The sequence below is a fragment of the Kribbella sp. VKM Ac-2569 genome (genome assembly GCF_004216905.1).
Classification (GTDB): domain Bacteria; phylum Actinomycetota; class Actinomycetes; order Propionibacteriales; family Kribbellaceae; genus Kribbella.
On record NZ_SGXJ01000001.1, the window covers coordinates 1,311,353 to 1,329,376 of the forward strand.

Consider the following 18,024-nt stretch of genomic DNA (forward strand, 5'->3'; position numbering starts at 1 on the left):
CGCCCCTCAACCTGACCGTCTTCTCCAGGACCGTCGTCCGGGGCACCGTTGGGCTCGGCACCTACCGGCTCAGCAGCGGCCTCTGCGGACGAGCCACCCACAGCACCGTCCTCAGCCGGAGCATCTGCGCCGTCGCCCGCCTGGGTCGCTGAGCCAGACTCGCCTGCCTCGGTGTCTGAGGCGGAGTCGTTGGCTGAGGCGTCGGCGGGCGTGGGCTGGTCGGGCTGAACTGGTTCTTCGGGGGTGGACTTGCGGCGTCGGCGGCGCCAGAAGCCTCGGGGTTTGGGGGTTGACTGGGCGATGAGGTTCGCCAGCTCCTGGGCAGGCTGATCCTGGTTCGGAACCCGCGGTTCCGAACCTTCACCTGCTGCTGACCTGATGTCAGCCACGGTGTCCGCCCACGAGCACAGAGTGCCCGGTCGGACAGCGCAGAAGCAAAGTCATCGTCATCCCCGTTTGGCGGCGTGGACGGGTGGCAGTCACTGCGGTGGTGGATACGGACCGTATCCTCCCGACGGTCCTTGTTGACCAGGGGGTCCCGGTGGGTAACTGGGCTGACCGTCTCCGTGACCGGATTGCCCAGAGGGATACCCGGGCTGAGCAGGCGGATAACCATCCTGCGGCCGCGGATACGGGCCCTGGCCCACCGGTCCGCCACCCGGTCCGGGCATTGGCCCGCCGGGTCCCATCGGCACGCCGGGTGGCACAGGTGCGCCGGCGTACTGCGGGGCGGCCTGGGCGAACGCCGGCATCGGCGGGAACGGGACGCTCGGGCGCCGTCCCCGGAGCTCGTCGAGGAGCGCCTTCTCGGTCTCCAGCGCCTCGGGCCCGATCACCTGGCGGACGATCTTGTCTCGCAGGTACGCAAGTTCGGTGGCGTTGTGCTGGAAGGCCTTCGCGGCCACCTCCGCCTGGGAGCCGTAGCGCCGCGCGTTCTGCCGCAGCGCCTTGCGCCCGCGGAGCGTCGCGATCAGCGGTACGTCCTGCGGCACCAGCCAGCCGAACCGCACATAGTCGTACAGCCTCGACGCGATCATCTGCCCCTCCCGGGACCGCATCACCAGCGCGAAGACCACGAGGCAGATGAAGAGCGGCACCATCAGGCACAGGTACGCGAGGATGAAGCCCCCACCGCCGGCCCAGCTCGCGGACGCGTTCCACGCCGCGTGCGCCAGTACCGCGGCCAGATACCCGACCACCGGTGCCAGATACCGTACGACGGTACTTCGGTGCCGGATCGCGACGCCGATACCGATCGCGGTGAACGACGTGAAGAGTGGATGCGCGAACGGCGAGATCACGCCGCGGATGATGAACAGCGCGAACGCACCGCGCAGACCGGCGTCGCTGCCGGCCTCCTCGGAGAGCGTGTTGAAGACGCGGCCGTAGTACAGGATGTTCTCGGTGAAGGCGAAGCCGACGCCCACCATCCCGGCGTACACCAGGCCGTCGATGATGCCGTCGAACTCCTTGCGCCGGACCAGCGCCAGCAGCAGGATCACCGAACCCTTGGCGAACTCCTCCACGGGCGGCGCGACGAAGACTGCGGACCGGTCGCCGCCGACGCCGGTCTCGGCCAGCCGATGCGACACCTCGGTGTTGATGAAGATGGCGGCCAGCGTGGCGATGAACGCGCCCCAGCAGAGCGCGAAGACGATGTACTTCGTCGGCTCGGGTTCGTACCGGTCCAGCCAGAGGTAGAGCGCGATCACCGGGATGACCGGGACGAACGCGAAGACCAGGCCCCAGGTGAAGCCGCCGGCGCCGGTCGACTTGGCCACGATTCCGAAGATCACCAGACCCGCGATCGCGAAGACCACAGCGATCACGATGCCGATCAGCACGCCACGGTTCCGCCGCTGCCCGGGCACGGGATGTTTCCCGAGTACGTTGGGCTGCGGGTACGGTCCGCCGGGCGAGTACGCCGACCCCGCCGCGGGTTGCGGCGCGCCGGACTGGCCTGGTGAGGGGTAACTCATGCCCCGCAGCCTAGTTGGGGTGCAGATCCAGCGGCAGGACCACCCACTCAGCGTTACCGGGATGGAACGACAGCCCTGTACTTCGCCGCGCCCGGAACCACCACGATCGGGAACCCAGAGGCGAGAGCACCTGGCGATCTGAGAGACTCTTCCCTGCCGTTCGCCCCCGTAGCTCAGCTGGATAGAGCGACAGACTTCTAATCTGTGGGTCGCAGGTTCGAATCCTGCCGGGGGCGCTCCGCGAACACGCAGGTCAGCCGCGGGTCGGGCACCCACAGATCCTAGCCAATCGGCTCCACGTGGGGCTACGGCGACTATGGCGCCGCGTGGTCGTGGCACCGAGGCGGCCTTGGCACGTCGCTTCGTGACTGACGTCGCGGCTCCGGGTGGACAGCCCACCCGGAGCCGGCCCGACGATGACAACGACCGTTACCGGCTAGCCGCCGGCTATCCCGCCAGGGTCGGGCAGAGAGCGCTGTAGTTCTCCGAGTGGAGGCCGTGCTCTACCTCTGTCACGTTGCCGCTCGCGTCAGTCTCGATTCGGTGCATGCCGCTTGAGGCGTAGACCAACCCGACCCCTTCCACCGTGATCATGCCGTCGGTTCCGTGCGCGAGATACGTGATCGAGCCGTCCGGGTGCAGGGTGACGTTGCGACCGCCGGGGCCGGCCGGATGGACGAGCAGCGATTGGCCGGTGGACGGCGCGGAGATGACCGAGTCGATGCGGACGGCGACGTCGTGGATCCGGACAGTGCCGTCTGACAGTTCGATGGTCTGAATCTCGAGTGTCCCGAAGTCGTGCTTGTAGACCTCGAACCCGCAGGTGGCGCTGGTAATCGGGAGCAGATAAGTATCGTCGACCGTGATCGTCTCCCAGGCCGGCGGTTGCGCCATCGCCGAGGTCGACCCGATCCCGACACAGAGCGTCGCGAGCGCTAACGCCGTCAGTAGGCGTCGTCCCGTGAATCTCATGCCTCTGCGTCGGTCGGTCGGCGTGCGGTTGGAAGGTGACGTGATCGCCGCCACTCCGGTGGCGACAATCGTGAAAGCTGCCGTTACCGCGGCGATCACCGCGGGTCGCAAACCTGCCATTTCGGGCCTCCTTTGAGCGGGGTTCCTGGTCGTCCGATACTTGGACGCTAGGAGCCGGGTTCGACGCGGCCCACCGTGTTACCTCGGCATTCGGATGTGGATAACACTGGGGCTGAGGCTCTCAGGGAGTTCCTAGCGACTTCTCAGTTCGTTCTCGGGGCGATCCACGCGTGCCGTTCGTCTTACCGGTACGCGTGGGAAGGACGAACTGATGCATGCAGGAGTCATCGAAGGAGTACTCCGGGGACGGGAGCTGCGGTACGCCGTTGACGCTGTCGTAGTGCTGGCCGGCATACCCGGCGCAGGAAAGAGCACGTTCCTGCGCCGGGTGTTCGCCGACAGCAGCACTGTGCGGGTGCTCGACTCAGCGCACATCCGCGAGCGCTGGATGCCCGTCCTCGGAGCACTCCCCTACGCCGTGTGGCGACCACTCGTGCATCTCATGTACTACGTGACGCTCCTGAACGCGATGCGCCCCGGCCGCGGTCCCCTGGTGATCCACGACTGCGCCACCCGCCCCTGGGCGCGGCACCTCATCGGCTGGCGTGCCCGCCAAGCAGGCCTGCCGCTGCACCTCGTCCTCCTCGACGTACCGGGAGACGTAGCCCGCTCCGGCCAGTGGGCCCGCGGCCGGGTCGTGCGCTCGACCAGCATGGAGACCCATTGCCGACGGTGGCCGGATGTGGTCGCGAGCGCCGCGAGTGACCCGGCCAGCGTGGTGCCGGGGGCACTGTCGGCGGTCGTCCTGTCACGGCGTGAAGCCGATCAGGTGGAGCTGATCGCGTTCGGTAACCAAGGCATGAGGTCTGGTTGCCGCTGACCTCACGCGGGAACATATGTGGATGTCGAGGGACCCCGCCCACTCGGTCCCGTGATGCCTCAGGAGGAACCCGTGAGGATCGAACGTTCGTCACGCGTGCGCCGTACCGGCCAATTCCTTGCCGTCGTCAGTGCGGTCGCAGCATCGCTGTACGCCGTACCGGCGGAGGCGAAGGCTCCGTCTCCGGCTGCGCAGCTGGCCGCGGCGCAGTCCGCTGTCGAGCAGTCCGCCGCACGAGGGGTCGCCTGGTACACCGATGCGGCCGCGGGCAAGGTTGTCGTGACAGCCGACAGCACCGTGTCCGCCAAAGACCTTGCGTCGCTGCAGCGCGACGGTGTGCAGGTCAACCGCACGAGTGGTGTCTTCAGGCCGCTCCTGTCAGCCGGTGACGCGATCTACGGCGGGCAGTACCGCTGCTCGCTCGGCTTCAACGTGCAGAAGGGTGGCAGCTACTACTTCCTGACAGCCGGCCACTGCGGCAAGGTCGCCAAGACCTGGTACACCAACTCCAGCCACAGCACACTGATCGGCCCGACGGCCGGCTACAGCTTCCCTGGCAACGACTACGCGCTGGTGCAGTACACGAACACCTCGCTGAGCCACCCGGGCGGCTTCACGGCGGCCAACGCCTTTGTCGGTGAGAGTGTCACCCGCAAGGGCTCAACGACCGGCACTCACAGCGGCAAGGTGACAGCTCTCAACGTCACGGTGCGGTACTCCGGCGCAGGCAAGGTCGGCGGCTTGATCCAGACCAACGTGTGCGCCGAGCCGGGTGACTCCGGCGGCCCGCTGTACGACGGCATGAAGGCGCTCGGCATCACGTCCGGCGGCAGCGGCGACTGCAGCAGCGGAGGTACGACGTTCTTCCAGCCCGTCACCGAAGCCGCTTCGGCGTACGGCGTGACTGTCTACTGACCTTCGCTCGTTGACGATCCGGCCGCGCCTGGTGTGCGGCCGGATCGTTCGCGTTCAGAAACTGTCGGTGGCGACTGATTGGGTTGGTCCTGTCGATGGGGAGGAGCAGGGATGAAGGTTCGAGTCGGGCGTGAGGTGCTGGCCGAGGCTGTCGGATGGGTTGCGCGTGGGCTGCCGAGCAGGCCGAGCGTGCCGATTCTGGCCGGGATGGTGGTCGAGGCGGCGGACGGGCAGGTGACGTTGTCCGGATTCGACTACGAGAGCTCGGGGCAGGTCAGCGTGCCGGCCGAGGTGGCCGACGAGGGGCGGGTGCTGGTGTCCGGGCGGTTGCTGTCGGACATCTGCCGGAGCATGCCCCGGGACTCGGTGGATCTGAGCGGTGAGGCCGCTCGGGTCCAGGTGAGCAGTGGGGCCGCCCGATTCGTCCTTCACACCTTGCCGCTCGACGAGTATCCGGCGTTGCCGGAGATGCCCGCGGTGAGTGGCGTGGTCGACGGGGACGTCTTCGCGCACGCGGTCGCGCAGGTGGTGAGCGCGGCCGGCCGGGACGACACGCTCCCGGTCTTCACCGGGATCCGGCTGGAGCTCCGCGGGTCGACCATTTCGCTGCTGGCCACCGACCGGTACCGGTTGGCCGTCCGGACGTTCCCGTGGGAGCCGGTCGACGCCGGCGTCGAGGCGAACGTGCTGGTGCCCGCCAAACTGCTCGCGAACGTCGCCAAGGCGATGTCGGGTCACGGGCTGACGCTTGCGCTCGGTTCGACCCGCACCGGGGATGGGTTGATGGGGTTCGCGGGCGGTGGGCGGCGGACGACGAGCCGGCTGATCGACGGCGAGTTCCCGAAGGTTCGCGGGCTGATCCCCGCCGAGGGCGCGATCACCAGCACCGTCACCGTGGAGACGGCCGCGCTGGTCGAGGTCGTCAAGCGGGTGGCGCTGGTGGCGGAGCGGTCGTCGCCGGTGCGAGTCACCTTCGCGGACGGTACGGCGACGCTCGACGCGGGCAACGGTGAAGAGGCGCAGGCCTCAGAGGCCGTCGAGGTCACGCTCACCGGCGAACCGGTCGTGACCGGCTTCAACGCCGGCTACCTGCTCGACGGCCTGGCGTCGCTGGGCACCCCGATCGCACATTTCGCCTTCACCCAACCCACCAAACCGGCCAACCTGACCGGCCTGCGCTCCCCCGACGATGCGCCGACAGCCGACTCGGCCTACATCCTGATGCCGATGCGCCTGCCGACCTGATGTCAAGCTGCCATCTACAGCTCCGACCAGAAGGCACAGACCTAGCGGAGGAGTAGCAGATGGAGTTCGAGCGGCACTGCGCACTGATCGTCGAGCAGGCCGAGCTGCTGGCCGGCCACCTGAGCGAGGGCAAGGACCTGGGTACTGCGGTCCCGTCATGTCCCGGGTGGAACGTCGGGCAGCTGGCCCGTCACGTCGGCGGAGCGCACCGCGAGGCGACCGCGATCGCCAGGACCGGCGAGGCACCGCCCGACGACGAGTTCCGCGACCCGACGCACTGGTACGCCGACGCGTCCGAGTGCACCGACGAAGCAGTCCCCGAACTCGCCGGCTGGATCGTCGACGGCGCACGGGAGCTGGCCGAGGCGCTGCGCACCGCCGGTCCCGACGTACCGATCCGGATGCCGATCGACGAGCCGACGACCCGATTCACCGCGCGGCGGATGGCGCACGAGACCGTGATGCACCGGGCCGACGCGGCGCTGGCGCTCGGGGTGGCGTACGAGCTGGACCCTGAGGTCGCGACCGACGGGATCGACGAGTGGATGGAGCTCGGGGCGCTCCCGCTCCACTTCGAGGTGCACCCGTGGATGCGCGAACTGCTCGCGCCGGGCCGCATGCTGAAGTTCGCCGCGCCGGAGCAGTCGTGGGTCGTCGACCTGACCGGCGACGCGATCCGGTGGCGCCACAGCGCCGAGCCGGCCGCCGTGACCGTCCGCGGCTCGGTCACCAGCCTCCTGCTGCATCTGTACAAACGCCGTGACGAGATGATCGAGGTGGACGGCGACAAGGATCTTCTCGAGTACTACCGGGAGCGCGTCAGCTTTGGATGAGGATGTGATCGCGAGGTACCTCGCGCGGCGCGACCCGATCGAGCAACCGGTCGATCGGGTCGTGTTGATGGGGTCGGCGGTGCTGGAGTCGATCGAGGTCGCCGCGGAAGCGCATCGTGTGTACGGCGTGCCGATCCTGGTGAGTGGCGGGATCGGGCACTCGACGAGTTTCCTCGAAGAGGCTCTGCGCCGACGGGGTGTCGAGGCAGCGACCGGCCGGCCGGAGTCGCACGTGTTTCGCGATCTCCTGATCAGCGCCGGCGTCGCACCCGAGGACGTCGCCGTCGAGGATCGGTCCACGAACTGTGGCGAGAACGCGGCGTTCACCCGTGAGCTGATCAGTACGCCGCAAACGCTGCTGCTGATCCAGGACCCGACGATGCAACGACGTACGCATGCCTGCTTCGAACGATCCTTCGCCGACCTCCCCGGTACGACGCTGATCAGCCGCGCACCGCTGATCCCGTGGATCGGCCCCGACCGGGTGAGCGCCGGCCCGGACGCACCCGAGATCTGGACCCGCGACCGCTTCCGCTCTCTCCTCATCGGCGAGATCCACCGACTCTCACCGGACGTCTACGGCCCCCGCGGCCGCGACTTCATCGACCACGTCGACATCCCCACCGAAGTACTTGCCGCCTACAACCGTCTCGCTGCCGCGTACCCCGCCTCCGACCGTCATCCGTAGGTCCCACGAGGGGCAGGCTCCACGAGGTCGATCTGTTGCGGATTCTCGCGGCGGTCTCGGTCATGGCGTACCACTATCTGTTCTCCGCGTACGCCGGTGGACTCAGCGATCTGCGCTTCCCACACGTGGACGTGGTCGCTGGTACGGGTACCTCGGCGTCGATCTGTTCTTCACGATCAGCGGGTTCGTGGTCCTGCTCAGCGCATGGGATCGCAGCCCACGATCGTTCGTCGTCTCGCGGGCGGTCCGCCTCTATCCGGCGTACTGGATCGCCGTCACGCTCACCACGATTGTCTCGATCGGCCTCAGCCAAGGGCGGTTCCCGGTCTCGCCTCCGCAGTTCCTGGCGAACCTGACGATGTTCAACTCACTGCCGAACATCGAGAACGTCGACGTCGTCCACTGGACGCTGTGGGCCGAGCTGCGGTTCTACGCGATGATCCTGATCCTCACCTGGATCGGCATCACCGCGCGCCGGGTCACGAACTTCTGCTGGGCCTAGCTGGCTGCGCACATCGGCTTCATCATCTTCGAGCGCCTCGGCGACCAGGTGAACCACGTCCTCCTGGTCGCCGCGATGATGCTTCTGATGACCGGCGTTGCCGCCGCCCTGCACGACGGCATAGAGCAGCCGCTGGCGCCACCTCTCAAGCGCCTCCTCGACCGGGTCCTCCCTGGTCGAGCGGTTCACGCACTGAGGAAGTAGTCCGACAGCACCCGCGCCAGCGTCTCCGGTGGCAGCGTGTGGAACGTACCGTCATGCCCCTCCACCGTGCCCCGCGGCAACGCAGCAACCGCCTCCTGCACGGACCGCTGCAGCCACTCCGGACTGGCATTGCTGTACAGCCCCAACGTCGGTACGTCGACCGACGCCAGCAGCTCCACCGGTACGGCGCTGTCCCGCAGCTGCAGCGCGTCGTACACGAGTGTGTGCGCGATGGCCTCCATCCCGGCCCACATCGGCGTCTGCCGGATCTGGTCGACCACCTCCTTCGGCTGCCCGACCGCCTCGACCATGAACAGTTCGGCCGCTCCACCTGGGTTTCCGGCGGCGACGAACTCCTGCAGCCGCTCGAGGTAGCGCTCCGGGGGCGGCGGCGCGCCCTCGACCCGGAACGGCGGCTCCATGATCGCCTGCTTCTCGAACGGTAGTCCGGCCTGCAGCAGCACCATCGACCCAGACGAGTAGGCGCAGGCGAACCGCGCACCGGTCGCCGTGCGCACGGCGTCGAGGTCTTCCCACTCACGCTCCACCGCGTACGGCATCGTGTCGCCGGAATCGCCACGTCCCCGCCGGTCGTAGTTCACGACGGTGAACGCCGCGGACAGCGCCTGGGCGTCCTCGACGTACCGCGCGCGGTCGGTGAATCCGCCGGCCACGAGCACGAGGACCGGCCCGCTGCCGTAGGTGTCGTACGCGAGCTCGGTGCCGTCCTTCGAGACAACCTTCTCCATCACAAACTCCTTTTGCCGAACAGGTCTCTGCCCAACCGTCGAGCGAGCTGTCGCCAGACAGACACAGTGTGATCCACCTCACACGACCGCGAAACCTTCCCGCCGGCCAGAAGCCTCACTACAGTTGGATTATGTATACAGGCGACTGCACACCATCCCGGGGTCGTTGATGCTGCTCCGGCAGCTGGAGTACCTCGTCGCCCTCGCCCGCGAGAAGCACTTCGCCCGGGCGGCGGATGCCTGTTACGTCTCCCAGCCGTCGCTGTCCGCCGCGATCCGCAAGCTCGAGCAGGAGCTCGACGTACCGATCGTGCGCCGCGGCCGCCGCTTCGAGGGCCTGACCCCCGAGGGTGAGCGGGTGCTGCTCTGGGCACAGCGGATCCTCGCCGAGCAGGACGCGCTCCGGCACGAGCTGTCGATGATGCGCGGCGGCCTGAACGGCACGCTCCGACTCGGCGCGATCCCGACCGCGATGCCGGTCGTCTCGCTCCTGACCACACCGTTCTGTGAGCGCCACCCGAACACCCGCGTCACGCTCGAGTCGCTGTCGTCGCGGGACATCACGCAAAAGCTGGCGGAGTTCGAGCTGGACGTCGCAATGACCTATCTCGACGACGACACGCTCGGTCAGGTGCGCAAGACGCCGCTGTACGAGGAGCGGTACCTGCTGCTCACCCCGAAGGACACCGAACTCGCCGACCTGCCAGTGGCGACGTGGGCGCAGGTCGCCGAGTTGCCGCTCTGCCTGCTCTCCCCCGAGATGCGCAACCGCCGGATCATGAACGGGTACTTCTCCGACGACGGCGCAATCGCGACACCGTCGATCGAGAGCGACACGGTCTCCGGTCTCTACAGTCACCTGCACGGCAACCATTGGTCGACGGTGATCTCGCACGCGTGGCTGCACATGTTCGGTGTACCGGACGGGATGCGCGTCGTACCGCTCAAACGCCCGGCGCACGGACCGCGTGTCGGCCTGGTGATCGCCGCGCGGAGTCCGGAACCCGTGCTCGCCCGCGCACTGCTCGACGTCGCCCGGCAAGCGGGCGTCCATGAGGCCCTGGACAGCCTGCTCGACGTGCACTTGATGGGTTCGGGCTATCTCGACATAGCGAGCAAGTCTTTGACCGTCGGTCCTTGATCCGGCGATGGTGGAAATCCCTTCAGAACAAGGAGATTCCCATCATGGCGAAGATAGTGTGCGTGCTGTACGACGACCCCGCCGCCGGCTACCCGACGTCGTACGCGCGCGACAGCATCCCCTCGATCGAGGGATATCCGAACGGCCAGACAGCGCCGAGCCCGAAGTCGATCGACTTCACACCAGGCACGCTGCTCGGAAGCGTGTCCGGTGAACTCGGGCTGCGCGGATTCCTCGAGAGCCAAGGACACACGCTCGCCGTCATCTCCGACAAGGAGGCTGCTCTCGACCGCGAACTTCCCGACGCCGACGTGGTGATCTCGCAACCGTTCTGGCCGGCGTACCTGACGGCCGAGCGGATCGCGAAGGCACCCAAGCTCAAACTCGCGATCACCGCCGGGATCGGGTCCGACCATGTCGACCTGGACGCGGCGATCGGCGCCGGCATGACGGTTGCCGAGGTCACCTACTCGAACAGCATCAGCGTCGCCGAGCACGTGGTGATGATGATTCTCGGGCTGGTGCGGAACTACCTCCCGTCGTACCAGGTAGTGGTCGACGGCGGATGGAACATCGCGGACTGCGTCGCGCGGTCGTACGACCTCGAGGGAATGCAGGTCGGCACCGTCGCGGCCGGCCGGATCGGGACCGCCGTACTGCGGCGGCTGGCGCCGTTCGACGTGAAGCTGCACTACACCGACCGGCACCGGCTGCCGGAGTCGGTGGAGCGCGAACTCAACCTCACCTTCCACCCGAGCGCAGCCGACATGGTCCCGCACTGCGATGTGGTCACGATCAACGCCCCGTTGCACCCGGAGACCGAGGGGCTGTTCGGCGACGAGCTGCTCGCGACCATGAGGCGCGGCACCTACCTGATCAACACGGCCCGCGCGAAGATCGCCGACCGGGACGCGATCGTGCGGGCACTGGAGACCGGACAGCTGGCCGGGTACGCCGGTGACGTCTGGTACCCGCAGCCGGCGCCCGCCGACCACCCGTGGCGCACCATGCCCCACCATGGAATGACGCCGCACATCTCCGGCTCGTCGCTGTCCGCACAGACCCGGTACGCCGCGGGCACGCGGGAGATCCTGGAGTCCTGGTTGAGCGGTACGCCGATCCGGGACGAGTACCTGATCGTCGACGGTGGGCGACTGGCCGGTGCCGGAGCGCACGCGTACTCCACCACGGTGTAAGCGGGATCACGACGTACGTAACCGGGATCACGTCAGACGCGGGCATAACCGGTCAGCACACCTGGTTGAATGTATACAGAAGCCAGAATTCAAGGAAGGGTAGAAATGATCTTCACACGTAGGTTCGGCGCTCTGGCGGCTCGCCCGCAGTTCCCGGATGCCCCGGAGCTGCAGGAGCTGAACAAGCCGGTCGATCTCGATGCCGAGCTCGCCGAGCTGACTGTCCAGGAGGCCCGTGGCGCACACGACGACGGCCGCCGGAACGCGGACGAGTCCGCGGCCTGACCCCGGCGTACCGGGCAACCGGTGCCGGAGGTATATGTCAAGGCATGGCACTTGGTAGACTGTCTACCAAGTGCCATCGCTGTAGGACCGGAAGGGACCTCATGACGACGATCAGTGCGGGGCCAGGGGCGGGTGCGGAACCGGCCGGTGTGCGGCACGTCAAGCGGCCGACGCCGTTGCGGGAGTCGGTGTACGAGGCCCTCACCGAGATGATCATCGACGGCACGCTCGAGCGCGGGCGGCACCTGGTCGAGGTCGAGCTCGCCGGGATCCTGGGCGTCTCCCGGCAGCCGGTGCGTGAGGCCCTGCAGCGGCTGAACAACGAGGGCTGGGTCGATCTGCGGCCCGGGTTCGGCGCGATGGTGCACGTGCCGGCCGAGGACGAGGTCGACCAGTTGCTGGCGGCCCGTGCGGCGCTGGAGTCGGAGTCCGCTCGGCTCGCGGCCAGGCACGCGTCGAAGGACGACGTCGCCAAGTTGCGCGAGCTGTGCAAGGTCGGCACGACGTACCAGGAGGCCGGCGACATCGACGGCACGGTGCGGACGAACGCCGAGCTCCACAGCCTGATCACCCAGATGTCCGGCAACCGTTTCCTGGTCGACTTCGCCGCCCAGGTCGACCGCCGCGTCCGCTGGTACTACACCCCCGTCGCCCCCGTCCGCGGCGCAGCCTCCTGGCGCGAACACAACCGCCTGGTGAAGGCAATCAGCGAAGGCGACGAAGACAAAGCCGCCCAGATCATGCGCGAACACACCGAACACACCCGCAAGGCCTACCACGACCTCCAGGCGAACGCCGACCCCGTCACCGAAGCACCGGACTCGACCCCGAAGCGCCGCCGCCGCACCAGCTGACCCCGAAGAGGGGATGCCCTCCAATGGGCATCCCCTCGAAGGGTTAGCGGTTGCGGCCGGTGGCGGCTTTTCGGGCTGCTAGGGCGGTGGCGAGGTGGGTGTATTGCTCGACCACTCGGCGGGCGTACTGGTTGCGGTCGAGGATGTGGGGCCACCAGAGGCGGCCTATCTGTTCTTGCATCCAGAGGAAGCCGATCGCGAATCCCATGCTCACCAGGGCACGGAAGGCGAGGAACTTCCACGGTTCCGGTGGCAGGCCCGGTGAACCGGTGATCACCCAGGCGGTGACCACCGAATGCACCAGGAGCGCCAGCGGGAACGCGATCACCCAGTAGACCGCCGCCGGCGCGAACACGCCCGCGGGGACCTTGCCCAGTGCAACCAGTACGGCGTACCCGGACCCGAACAGCATCAGTGGTACGCCGAGACCGAGCCCGGTGACGACTGCCCAACCGGCGGGCTGGCCGACGAACGCGGCCAGTCCACCGGCAATGAGCCCCGCCGCCGCGCCGACCGACGCGGCCGGAACGCAGTACTCCGCCAACTGCTTCAAGTCAGTCATGGGTCAGCCCACAGCCACGCCGAAGCGGAACAGGCAGTAGAACAGCATCCCGAGGTAGAACACCGCTCCGAACCCGATGATCACGTTCCGCACCGGGCCGGGACGGATCTTCTTCGGCAGCAGCATGTTGTTGGTCAGCAGCAACACGATGCAGTACGCGCCCATCGCGAACGTGGACAGGAACGCGAGCGTGTCCAGGATCCCGGCCGGGCCGTCGGCGGGACCGAACAGCAGAATCAGGATGCCGAACAGGATCACGCCCCACAGGAACCCGGCGTACAACCGCGACATCGAGAACCGTTTGGCGCCCGGCACGAAGTAGTACGTCATGTCGGCCTGGCCGCGGGAGAACGAGTCGAACAGACCGAGGGTCGCGTTCAGCCCGATCAGTGCGATGAACGCGAAGAACAACGTCCCGAGGATCGGCGAGCCGGCCGACGCGAACGCGTCCGACATCGCCTTCAGCGCTGCATCCCGGTCACCGCCCTCGATCAGCTCCGCCACGTTCGGATTCTCCCGGGCCGCCGACATGGCCAGCACGGTGAACGAGACCGTGACCAGCATCGTGATGCCCCAGAAGAGCAGCAGCGCGTCGAACGTGACCCACTTGCGCCAGCCCTTCCACTTCGCCATCTCGGCCGGGTCCTCGGTGTCGAACATGAACCCGCGCGACGGCATCGACTCCGCCTCGTTCGCGGCCCGCAGCCCGCGGATCTTCGGGATGTGCGCGCCCATGCCGGCGCCGCTGTCCCGCAGCTGCAGCGTGTACCACATCTGTTGCATCCCGGACGGCCCGGCAAAGGCGATCGAACCGACCACGACCGGGAACCACGCCGACGTCATCGCGTCGTCCGGGAAGTACCCGAACGCGAACATCCCGGACAGGGTGCGGCCGAGGTCGTCCCAGTTGCCGACGATCGCCGCGATCACCGACGTACCGACGACCAGCAACCCGATCAGCAGACCGAGCAGCTTCTCGAGGAAGTTGTAGATCACCGACAGCAGGCTGAACAGCACACCGACGAACACCAGAGCCACGCACGCGGTGACCTGCCAGGGTATGCCGCTGATCTCCTCGAACGCGGCCGCGCCGGCGGACAGATGGCCCGGCCACATGTAGATCAGGATCGCCGCCGCGTAGAAGAACCACATCAGCGGTTTGAAGATCCGGGCCGCGCCGAAGAAGATGCTCTCCCCGGTGGCCATCGCGTAGCGCGCCATCTCCAGCAGCACGAACGCCTGCAGTGTGACACCGACCATGAACAACCAGCGGATGTCCGGCCCGAACACCAGGACGAGCCGGGGCCACATGTACGACTCCCCCATACCCACACCCAGCGCGACCAGGAAGACGGTCGGGCCGAGGATGTGCAAGGAGGGCGGTGCGTCCGGAAGTTTCCGGATCGGCATCGGTTCGAGCCTGCCCGCTTTCCAGACCTTCTCGGTCACGGCTGCCGCGGCCGGCTCTTCGGGAACTTCTGAGGTCTTGCTCGTGACGTCCAAGGCGGACTCCTTAGTTCGACGCCAACTAGCGGATCAACTTCCCCCGCGTGCTCCTGCCTCCAATCAACTGATGCCGAGCGGCCCGGCGTTGCGGGCCCAGCGGTACTTGGCACCGAGGACCTGGACCGGGGTCTCGGTGGTGTACGGGTACGCGACCACACCGTGGTCGAACAGGTACTGGCTGGCTTCCTCGACCTCGACGTCACCGGACAGCGAGGCGACCACGGGCTTGTCGATGCCCTTGGCCCGGAACTCCTCGACCACCTCGGCGACCAGCTTCGCGAACACCATCGGCGGTGTCACGATCGTGTGCCAGTACCCCAGGATCAGCGCGTGGATCCGCTCGTCGGACAGCCCCAGCGCGATCGTGTTCCGGTACGTCGACGGCGGCTCGCCGCCGGTGATGTCCACCGGGTTGCCGGCCGCGCCGAACGGCGGGATGAACTTCCGGAACGCCGCGTCCAGATCGTCCGGGATGTCCATCAACGTCAGCCCGGCGTCCACGCAGGCGTCCGACAGCAGTACGCCGGAACCGCCCGCGCCGGTGATGATGACGACGTTCTCGCCCTTCGGCGTCGGCAGCAGCGGGATACCGCGGGCGTACTGGAGCATCTCGTTCAGCCCCGGCGCCCGGACCACTCCGCTCTGCCGCAGGATGTCGTCGTACACCTTGTCGTTGCCGGCCAGGGCGCCGGTGTGCGAGCTGGCCGCCCGCGCGCCCATGGAGGTACGCCCGGCCTTCAGTACGACGACCGGCTTCTTCTTCGACACCCGGGCCGCCGTCTCGGCGAACGCCCGGCCGTCCTTCAAATCCTCAAGATGCATGGCGATCAGGTTGGTGTTGTCGTCGCTCTCGAAGAACGTCAGGAGGTCATCCTCGTCGATGTCGGCCTTGTTGCCTACCCCAACGATCGCGGAAACTCCCATCCGGCTGGACCGGCTGAAGCCGAGGATCGCCATCCCGATGCCTCCGCTCTGTGACGACAGGGCGACGGACCCGCGGACGTCGTACGGCGTGCAGAACGTCGCGCACAGGCTCTCCGGCAGGTAGTAGTAGCCGTAGATGTTCGGTCCCAGAATGCGGACATTGTGCTTGCGGGCGATCGCGACGACCTCGTCCTGGAGCGCCTGCTCTCCGGTCTCGGCGAACCCGGACGGGATCAGGATCGCGCCCGCGACACCCTTCTGACCGCACTGCTCGAGCGCCCCACCGACGAACTTGGCCGGTACGGCGAACACCGCGACGTCCACGTCACCCGGTACGTCGGTGATCGACGGAAACGCCTTCAGCCCGAGTATCTCGTCGGCCTTCGGGTTGATCGGGTAGATGTCCCCGGCGTACCCGCCGTTGACCAGGTTCTTCATCACCGAGTTGCCGATCTTGCCGTCCTCGTTGGACGCCCCGATCACGGCCACCGCGCGCGGCCTCATGATCCGGGTCATCGCGGTCAGGATCTCCTCCTGGCTGAACCGCTCGACCGGCTTGCCGGCCTCGGCGTCCACGATGATCCGGAAGTCCACCGCGGTGGCACCGTCCGGCCCGGCGAGCACCGGGTTCAGGTCGACCTCGGCGAACTCCGGGAAGTCCGTGACCAGGTCGGACACGCGCTTGATCAGATTGCCGACAATCTCCTTGTCGACCGGTCGCGCGCCACGAACGCCTTCGAGCATCTCGTGCGCGTCGATCCCGTCGACCATCGCCCGCGCTTCGTCGTCACTCAGCGGGGCCAGCCGGAACGTGACGTCCTTGAGCACCTCGACGAGTACGCCGCCCAGCCCGAACGCGACCACCTTGCCGAACGTCGGGTCGGTGACCGCGCCGACGATGACCTCCTGCACGTCACCGCCGGTGACCAGCATCTTCTGCACCTGCACGCCGACAATGTCTGCATCCGGTTTGTAGGCTGTCGCGTTGTCGACAATCTGCTTGTAGGCCGCCAGCACGGCATCCTCGGAGTCGACGCCGACCACCACGCCGCCGGCGTCGGTCTTGTGCAGGATGTCCGGCGAGACGATCTTCAGCACGACCGGGAAGCCGATCTCGGCCGCGAGGCCGGCGGCCCCCTCGGCAGTCGTGGCCAGCCCCTCGCCCGGCGTCGGGATGCCGTACGCGTCGGCGACCAGCTTGGCCTCCGGCGCGCTCAGCGAGGTGCGGCCGTCCGCCAGAGCCTGGTCGAGGATGGTCCGGACTGCTGCCTTGTCATAAGTCATGCGTTGCACTCCTGTTCAGATCACGCCGCTGGCTTTGAGTTCCGAGAGCTCGGCCGTGTCGATGCCGAGCGAGCCGTAGATGACGGAGTTGTGTTCGCCGAGGCCCGGTGAGGTCTGCACGTCGACCGGGGAGTCGGACAGCTTGATCGGGCAGCCGACCGTCTTGAACGTGCCGCGCTGCGGGTGCTCGACCTCGACCACCGCGCCGAGGTCGGCGAGCGTCTCGTCCGCGATCAGTTCGGCCGTGGACATGATCGGACCGCACGGCACGTTCAGCGCGTTGAGCTTGTCCATCACCTCAAACTTGGTGTGCTGCTCGGTCCACTGCTCGATCAGCGCGAACATCTTGTCGAGCTTGTCCAGCCGCGCGGTCGGCGTCGCCCAGTCCGGGTCCTCGGCCAGTTCCGGCTTGCCGATCAGGTTGGCGATCGGCGCCCAGCCCGGCGGCTGCACGATCACGTAGATGTAGTCGTTCGGTCCGCCGGGTGCGCAGCGCAGCGCCCAGCCGGGCTGGCCGCCGCCGGACGCGTTCCCGGACCGCGGCACCTCGCCGTTGAAGTTGTCGTTCGGGTACTCGCGCAGCGGACCGTGCGTCAGCCGCTGCTGGTCGCGCAGCTTGACCCGGGTCAGGTTCAGGACCGCTTCCTGCATGGCCACGGTGACCCGCTGACCCTTGCCGGTGTGCGTCCGCTGGAGCAGCGCGGCGAGGATGCCGGCGACCAGGTGGATGCCGGTGCCCGAGTCACCGATCTGCGCGCCGGTCGCGGTGGGCGGTCCGTCCTCGAACCCCGTCGTACTCATCGCGCCGCCCATCGCCTGGGCGACCACCTCGTACGCCTTGAAGTTCTCGTACCGGCCGGGGCCGAAGCCCTTGATCGACGCGAACACGAGACCGGGGTTCAGCTCCTGCAGACGTTCCCAGGTGAAGCCCATCCGGTCGATCGCGCCCGGGGCGAAGTTCTCCACCAGGACATCGGAGTTCTTCACCAGGTCGATGAAGATCTCCTTGCCGCGGTCGGACTTCATGTTCAGCGTGATGCTGCGCTTGTTGCAGTTCAGCATCGTGAAGTACAGGCTGTCGACGTCCGGCAGGTCGCGCAGCTGCTGGCGGGTGATGTCGCCGGTCGGTGCCTCGAGCTTGATCACATCGGCGCCGAGCCAGGCGAGGAGCTGGGTGCAGGACGGTCCGGACTGCACGTGGGTCATGTCGAGAACACGGACACCCTCGAGGGCCTTGGTCATGAC

At 67.6% G+C, this 18,024-nt stretch carries 17 protein-coding genes and 1 tRNA gene; 11 read left to right on the forward strand and 7 right to left on the reverse strand.

Annotated features, from left to right (window positions below; genetic code table 11):
• Nucleotides 1-479: 479 nt before the first annotated feature.
• The gene (locus tag EV649_RS06075; RefSeq protein ID WP_130381297.1) at nucleotides 480-1,979 is read right to left on the reverse strand and encodes a PrsW family intramembrane metalloprotease; all 1,500 of its coding nucleotides are present in this window, start codon (nucleotides 1,977-1,979) and stop codon (nucleotides 480-482) included.
• Nucleotides 1,980-2,141: 162 nt separating this feature from the next.
• Between EV649_RS06075 and EV649_RS06080 the strand changes: the two genes are divergently transcribed.
• Nucleotides 2,142-2,215 (forward strand) — tRNA-Arg (locus EV649_RS06080).
• 211 nt (nucleotides 2,216-2,426) lie between these two features.
• Here the strand turns inward: EV649_RS06080 and EV649_RS06085 are convergent.
• Nucleotides 2,427-3,071: a hypothetical protein gene (locus EV649_RS06085; RefSeq protein ID WP_130381299.1), complete on the reverse strand. Its 645-nt coding sequence runs from the start codon at nucleotides 3,069-3,071 to the stop codon at nucleotides 2,427-2,429.
• A 211-nt stretch (nucleotides 3,072-3,282) separates the two neighbouring features.
• Here EV649_RS06085 and EV649_RS06090 point away from each other — a divergent pair, with 211 nt between their 5' ends.
• The 6 genes from EV649_RS06090 (at nucleotide 3,283) to EV649_RS41960 (ending at nucleotide 8,074) form a co-directional block, all read left to right on the forward strand.
• Nucleotides 3,283-3,891, forward strand: coding sequence for an AAA family ATPase (locus EV649_RS06090; protein ID WP_130381301.1), 609 nt, complete (start codon nucleotides 3,283-3,285; stop codon nucleotides 3,889-3,891).
• A 72-nt stretch (nucleotides 3,892-3,963) separates the two neighbouring features.
• Nucleotides 3,964-4,806: a S1 family peptidase gene (locus EV649_RS06095; RefSeq protein WP_241997773.1), complete on the forward strand. Its 843-nt coding sequence runs from the start codon at nucleotides 3,964-3,966 to the stop codon at nucleotides 4,804-4,806.
• A gap of 111 nt (nucleotides 4,807-4,917) precedes the next feature.
• Nucleotides 4,918-6,051, forward strand: coding sequence for a DNA polymerase III subunit beta (gene dnaN, locus EV649_RS06100; protein WP_130381305.1), 1,134 nt, complete (start codon nucleotides 4,918-4,920; stop codon nucleotides 6,049-6,051).
• 59 nt (nucleotides 6,052-6,110) lie between these two features.
• Complete coding sequence (locus EV649_RS06105; RefSeq protein ID WP_130381307.1) at nucleotides 6,111-6,884, forward strand: maleylpyruvate isomerase family mycothiol-dependent enzyme; 774 nt, start codon at nucleotides 6,111-6,113, stop codon at nucleotides 6,882-6,884.
• A gap of 4 nt (nucleotides 6,885-6,888) precedes the next feature.
• Entirely contained in the window at nucleotides 6,889-7,572 is a 684-nt protein-coding gene (locus tag EV649_RS06110; protein ID WP_241997775.1) for a YdcF family protein, read from the forward strand.
• Complete coding sequence (locus EV649_RS41960) at nucleotides 7,517-8,074, forward strand: acyltransferase family protein (RefSeq protein WP_130381309.1); 558 nt, start codon at nucleotides 7,517-7,519, stop codon at nucleotides 8,072-8,074. The genes EV649_RS06110 and EV649_RS41960 overlap by 56 nt, the downstream gene beginning before the upstream one ends.
• Before the next feature lie 185 nt (nucleotides 8,075-8,259).
• Here the strand turns inward: EV649_RS41960 and EV649_RS06120 are convergent, their stop codons facing one another.
• Nucleotides 8,260-9,027, reverse strand: coding sequence for an alpha/beta hydrolase (locus EV649_RS06120; protein ID WP_130381311.1), 768 nt, complete (start codon nucleotides 9,025-9,027; stop codon nucleotides 8,260-8,262).
• 169 nt (nucleotides 9,028-9,196) lie between these two features.
• Here EV649_RS06120 and EV649_RS06125 point away from each other — a divergent pair, with 169 nt between their 5' ends.
• From EV649_RS06125 to EV649_RS06140, 4 genes are all read left to right on the forward strand, one after another.
• Complete coding sequence (locus tag EV649_RS06125; RefSeq protein WP_130381313.1) at nucleotides 9,197-10,168, forward strand: LysR family transcriptional regulator; 972 nt, start codon at nucleotides 9,197-9,199, stop codon at nucleotides 10,166-10,168.
• A gap of 44 nt (nucleotides 10,169-10,212) precedes the next feature.
• Nucleotides 10,213-11,364 (forward strand): NAD-dependent formate dehydrogenase, encoded by a 1,152-nt coding sequence (locus EV649_RS06130; protein ID WP_130381315.1) that lies wholly within the window; start codon nucleotides 10,213-10,215, stop codon nucleotides 11,362-11,364.
• A 105-nt stretch (nucleotides 11,365-11,469) separates the two neighbouring features.
• A complete protein-coding gene (locus tag EV649_RS06135) occupies nucleotides 11,470-11,649 on the forward strand; it encodes a hypothetical protein (protein WP_130381317.1) in 180 nt (59 codons plus the stop codon).
• A 101-nt stretch (nucleotides 11,650-11,750) separates the two neighbouring features.
• Nucleotides 11,751-12,503, forward strand: a complete 753-nt coding sequence (locus EV649_RS06140; RefSeq protein ID WP_130381319.1) for a GntR family transcriptional regulator — start codon at nucleotides 11,751-11,753, stop codon at nucleotides 12,501-12,503.
• Between the two features lie 43 nt (nucleotides 12,504-12,546).
• Here EV649_RS06140 and EV649_RS06145 read toward each other — a convergent pair whose 3' ends face one another.
• The 4 genes from EV649_RS06145 to frc all read right to left on the reverse strand — a co-directional run bounded on the left by EV649_RS06145 (nucleotide 12,547) and on the right by frc (nucleotide 18,021).
• Entirely contained in the window at nucleotides 12,547-13,065 is a 519-nt protein-coding gene (locus tag EV649_RS06145; RefSeq protein ID WP_130381321.1) for a hypothetical protein, read from the reverse strand.
• 3 nt (nucleotides 13,066-13,068) lie between these two features.
• Nucleotides 13,069-14,568 carry an Nramp family divalent metal transporter gene (locus EV649_RS06150; RefSeq protein WP_130381323.1) on the reverse strand — a complete coding sequence of 500 codons (1,500 nt, stop codon included), beginning with the start codon at nucleotides 14,566-14,568 and terminating at the stop codon, nucleotides 13,069-13,071.
• Between the two features lie 63 nt (nucleotides 14,569-14,631).
• On the reverse strand, nucleotides 14,632-16,779 hold the full coding sequence (locus EV649_RS06155) for an acetate--CoA ligase family protein (protein ID WP_130381325.1): 2,148 nt from the start codon (nucleotides 16,777-16,779) through the stop codon (nucleotides 14,632-14,634).
• Between the two features lie 15 nt (nucleotides 16,780-16,794).
• Nucleotides 16,795-18,021, reverse strand: coding sequence for a formyl-CoA transferase (frc, locus tag EV649_RS06160; protein WP_130381327.1), 1,227 nt, complete (start codon nucleotides 18,019-18,021; stop codon nucleotides 16,795-16,797).
• Nucleotides 18,022-18,024: the final 3 nt, after the last annotated feature.

Excerpts from the sequence above, each read along its gene's own strand:
- EV649_RS06120 (WP_130381311.1), bottom strand. The coding sequence starts at position 9,027 with ATGGAGAAGGTTGTCTCGAAGGACGGCACCGAGCTCGCGTACGACACC.
- EV649_RS06155 (WP_130381325.1), bottom strand. The coding sequence starts at position 16,779 with ATGACTTATGACAAGGCAGCAGTCCGGACCATCCTCGACCAGGCTCTG.
- EV649_RS06105 (WP_130381307.1), top strand. The coding sequence starts at position 6,111 with ATGGAGTTCGAGCGGCACTGCGCACTGATCGTCGAGCAGGCCGAGCTG.
- EV649_RS06085 (WP_130381299.1), bottom strand. The coding sequence starts at position 3,071 with ATGGCAGGTTTGCGACCCGCGGTGATCGCCGCGGTAACGGCAGCTTTC.
- dnaN (WP_130381305.1), top strand. The coding sequence starts at position 4,918 with ATGAAGGTTCGAGTCGGGCGTGAGGTGCTGGCCGAGGCTGTCGGATGG.
- EV649_RS06075 (WP_130381297.1), bottom strand. The coding sequence starts at position 1,979 with ATGAGTTACCCCTCACCAGGCCAGTCCGGCGCGCCGCAACCCGCGGCG.
- EV649_RS06125 (WP_130381313.1), top strand. The coding sequence starts at position 9,197 with ATGCTGCTCCGGCAGCTGGAGTACCTCGTCGCCCTCGCCCGCGAGAAG.
- EV649_RS06135 (WP_130381317.1), top strand. The coding sequence starts at position 11,470 with ATGATCTTCACACGTAGGTTCGGCGCTCTGGCGGCTCGCCCGCAGTTC.
- EV649_RS06130 (WP_130381315.1), top strand. The coding sequence starts at position 10,213 with ATGGCGAAGATAGTGTGCGTGCTGTACGACGACCCCGCCGCCGGCTAC.
- EV649_RS06090 (WP_130381301.1), top strand. The coding sequence starts at position 3,283 with ATGCATGCAGGAGTCATCGAAGGAGTACTCCGGGGACGGGAGCTGCGG.
- frc (WP_130381327.1), bottom strand. The coding sequence starts at position 18,021 with ATGACCAAGGCCCTCGAGGGTGTCCGTGTTCTCGACATGACCCACGTG.
- EV649_RS06140 (WP_130381319.1), top strand. The coding sequence starts at position 11,751 with ATGACGACGATCAGTGCGGGGCCAGGGGCGGGTGCGGAACCGGCCGGT.
- EV649_RS06145 (WP_130381321.1), bottom strand. The coding sequence starts at position 13,065 with ATGACTGACTTGAAGCAGTTGGCGGAGTACTGCGTTCCGGCCGCGTCG.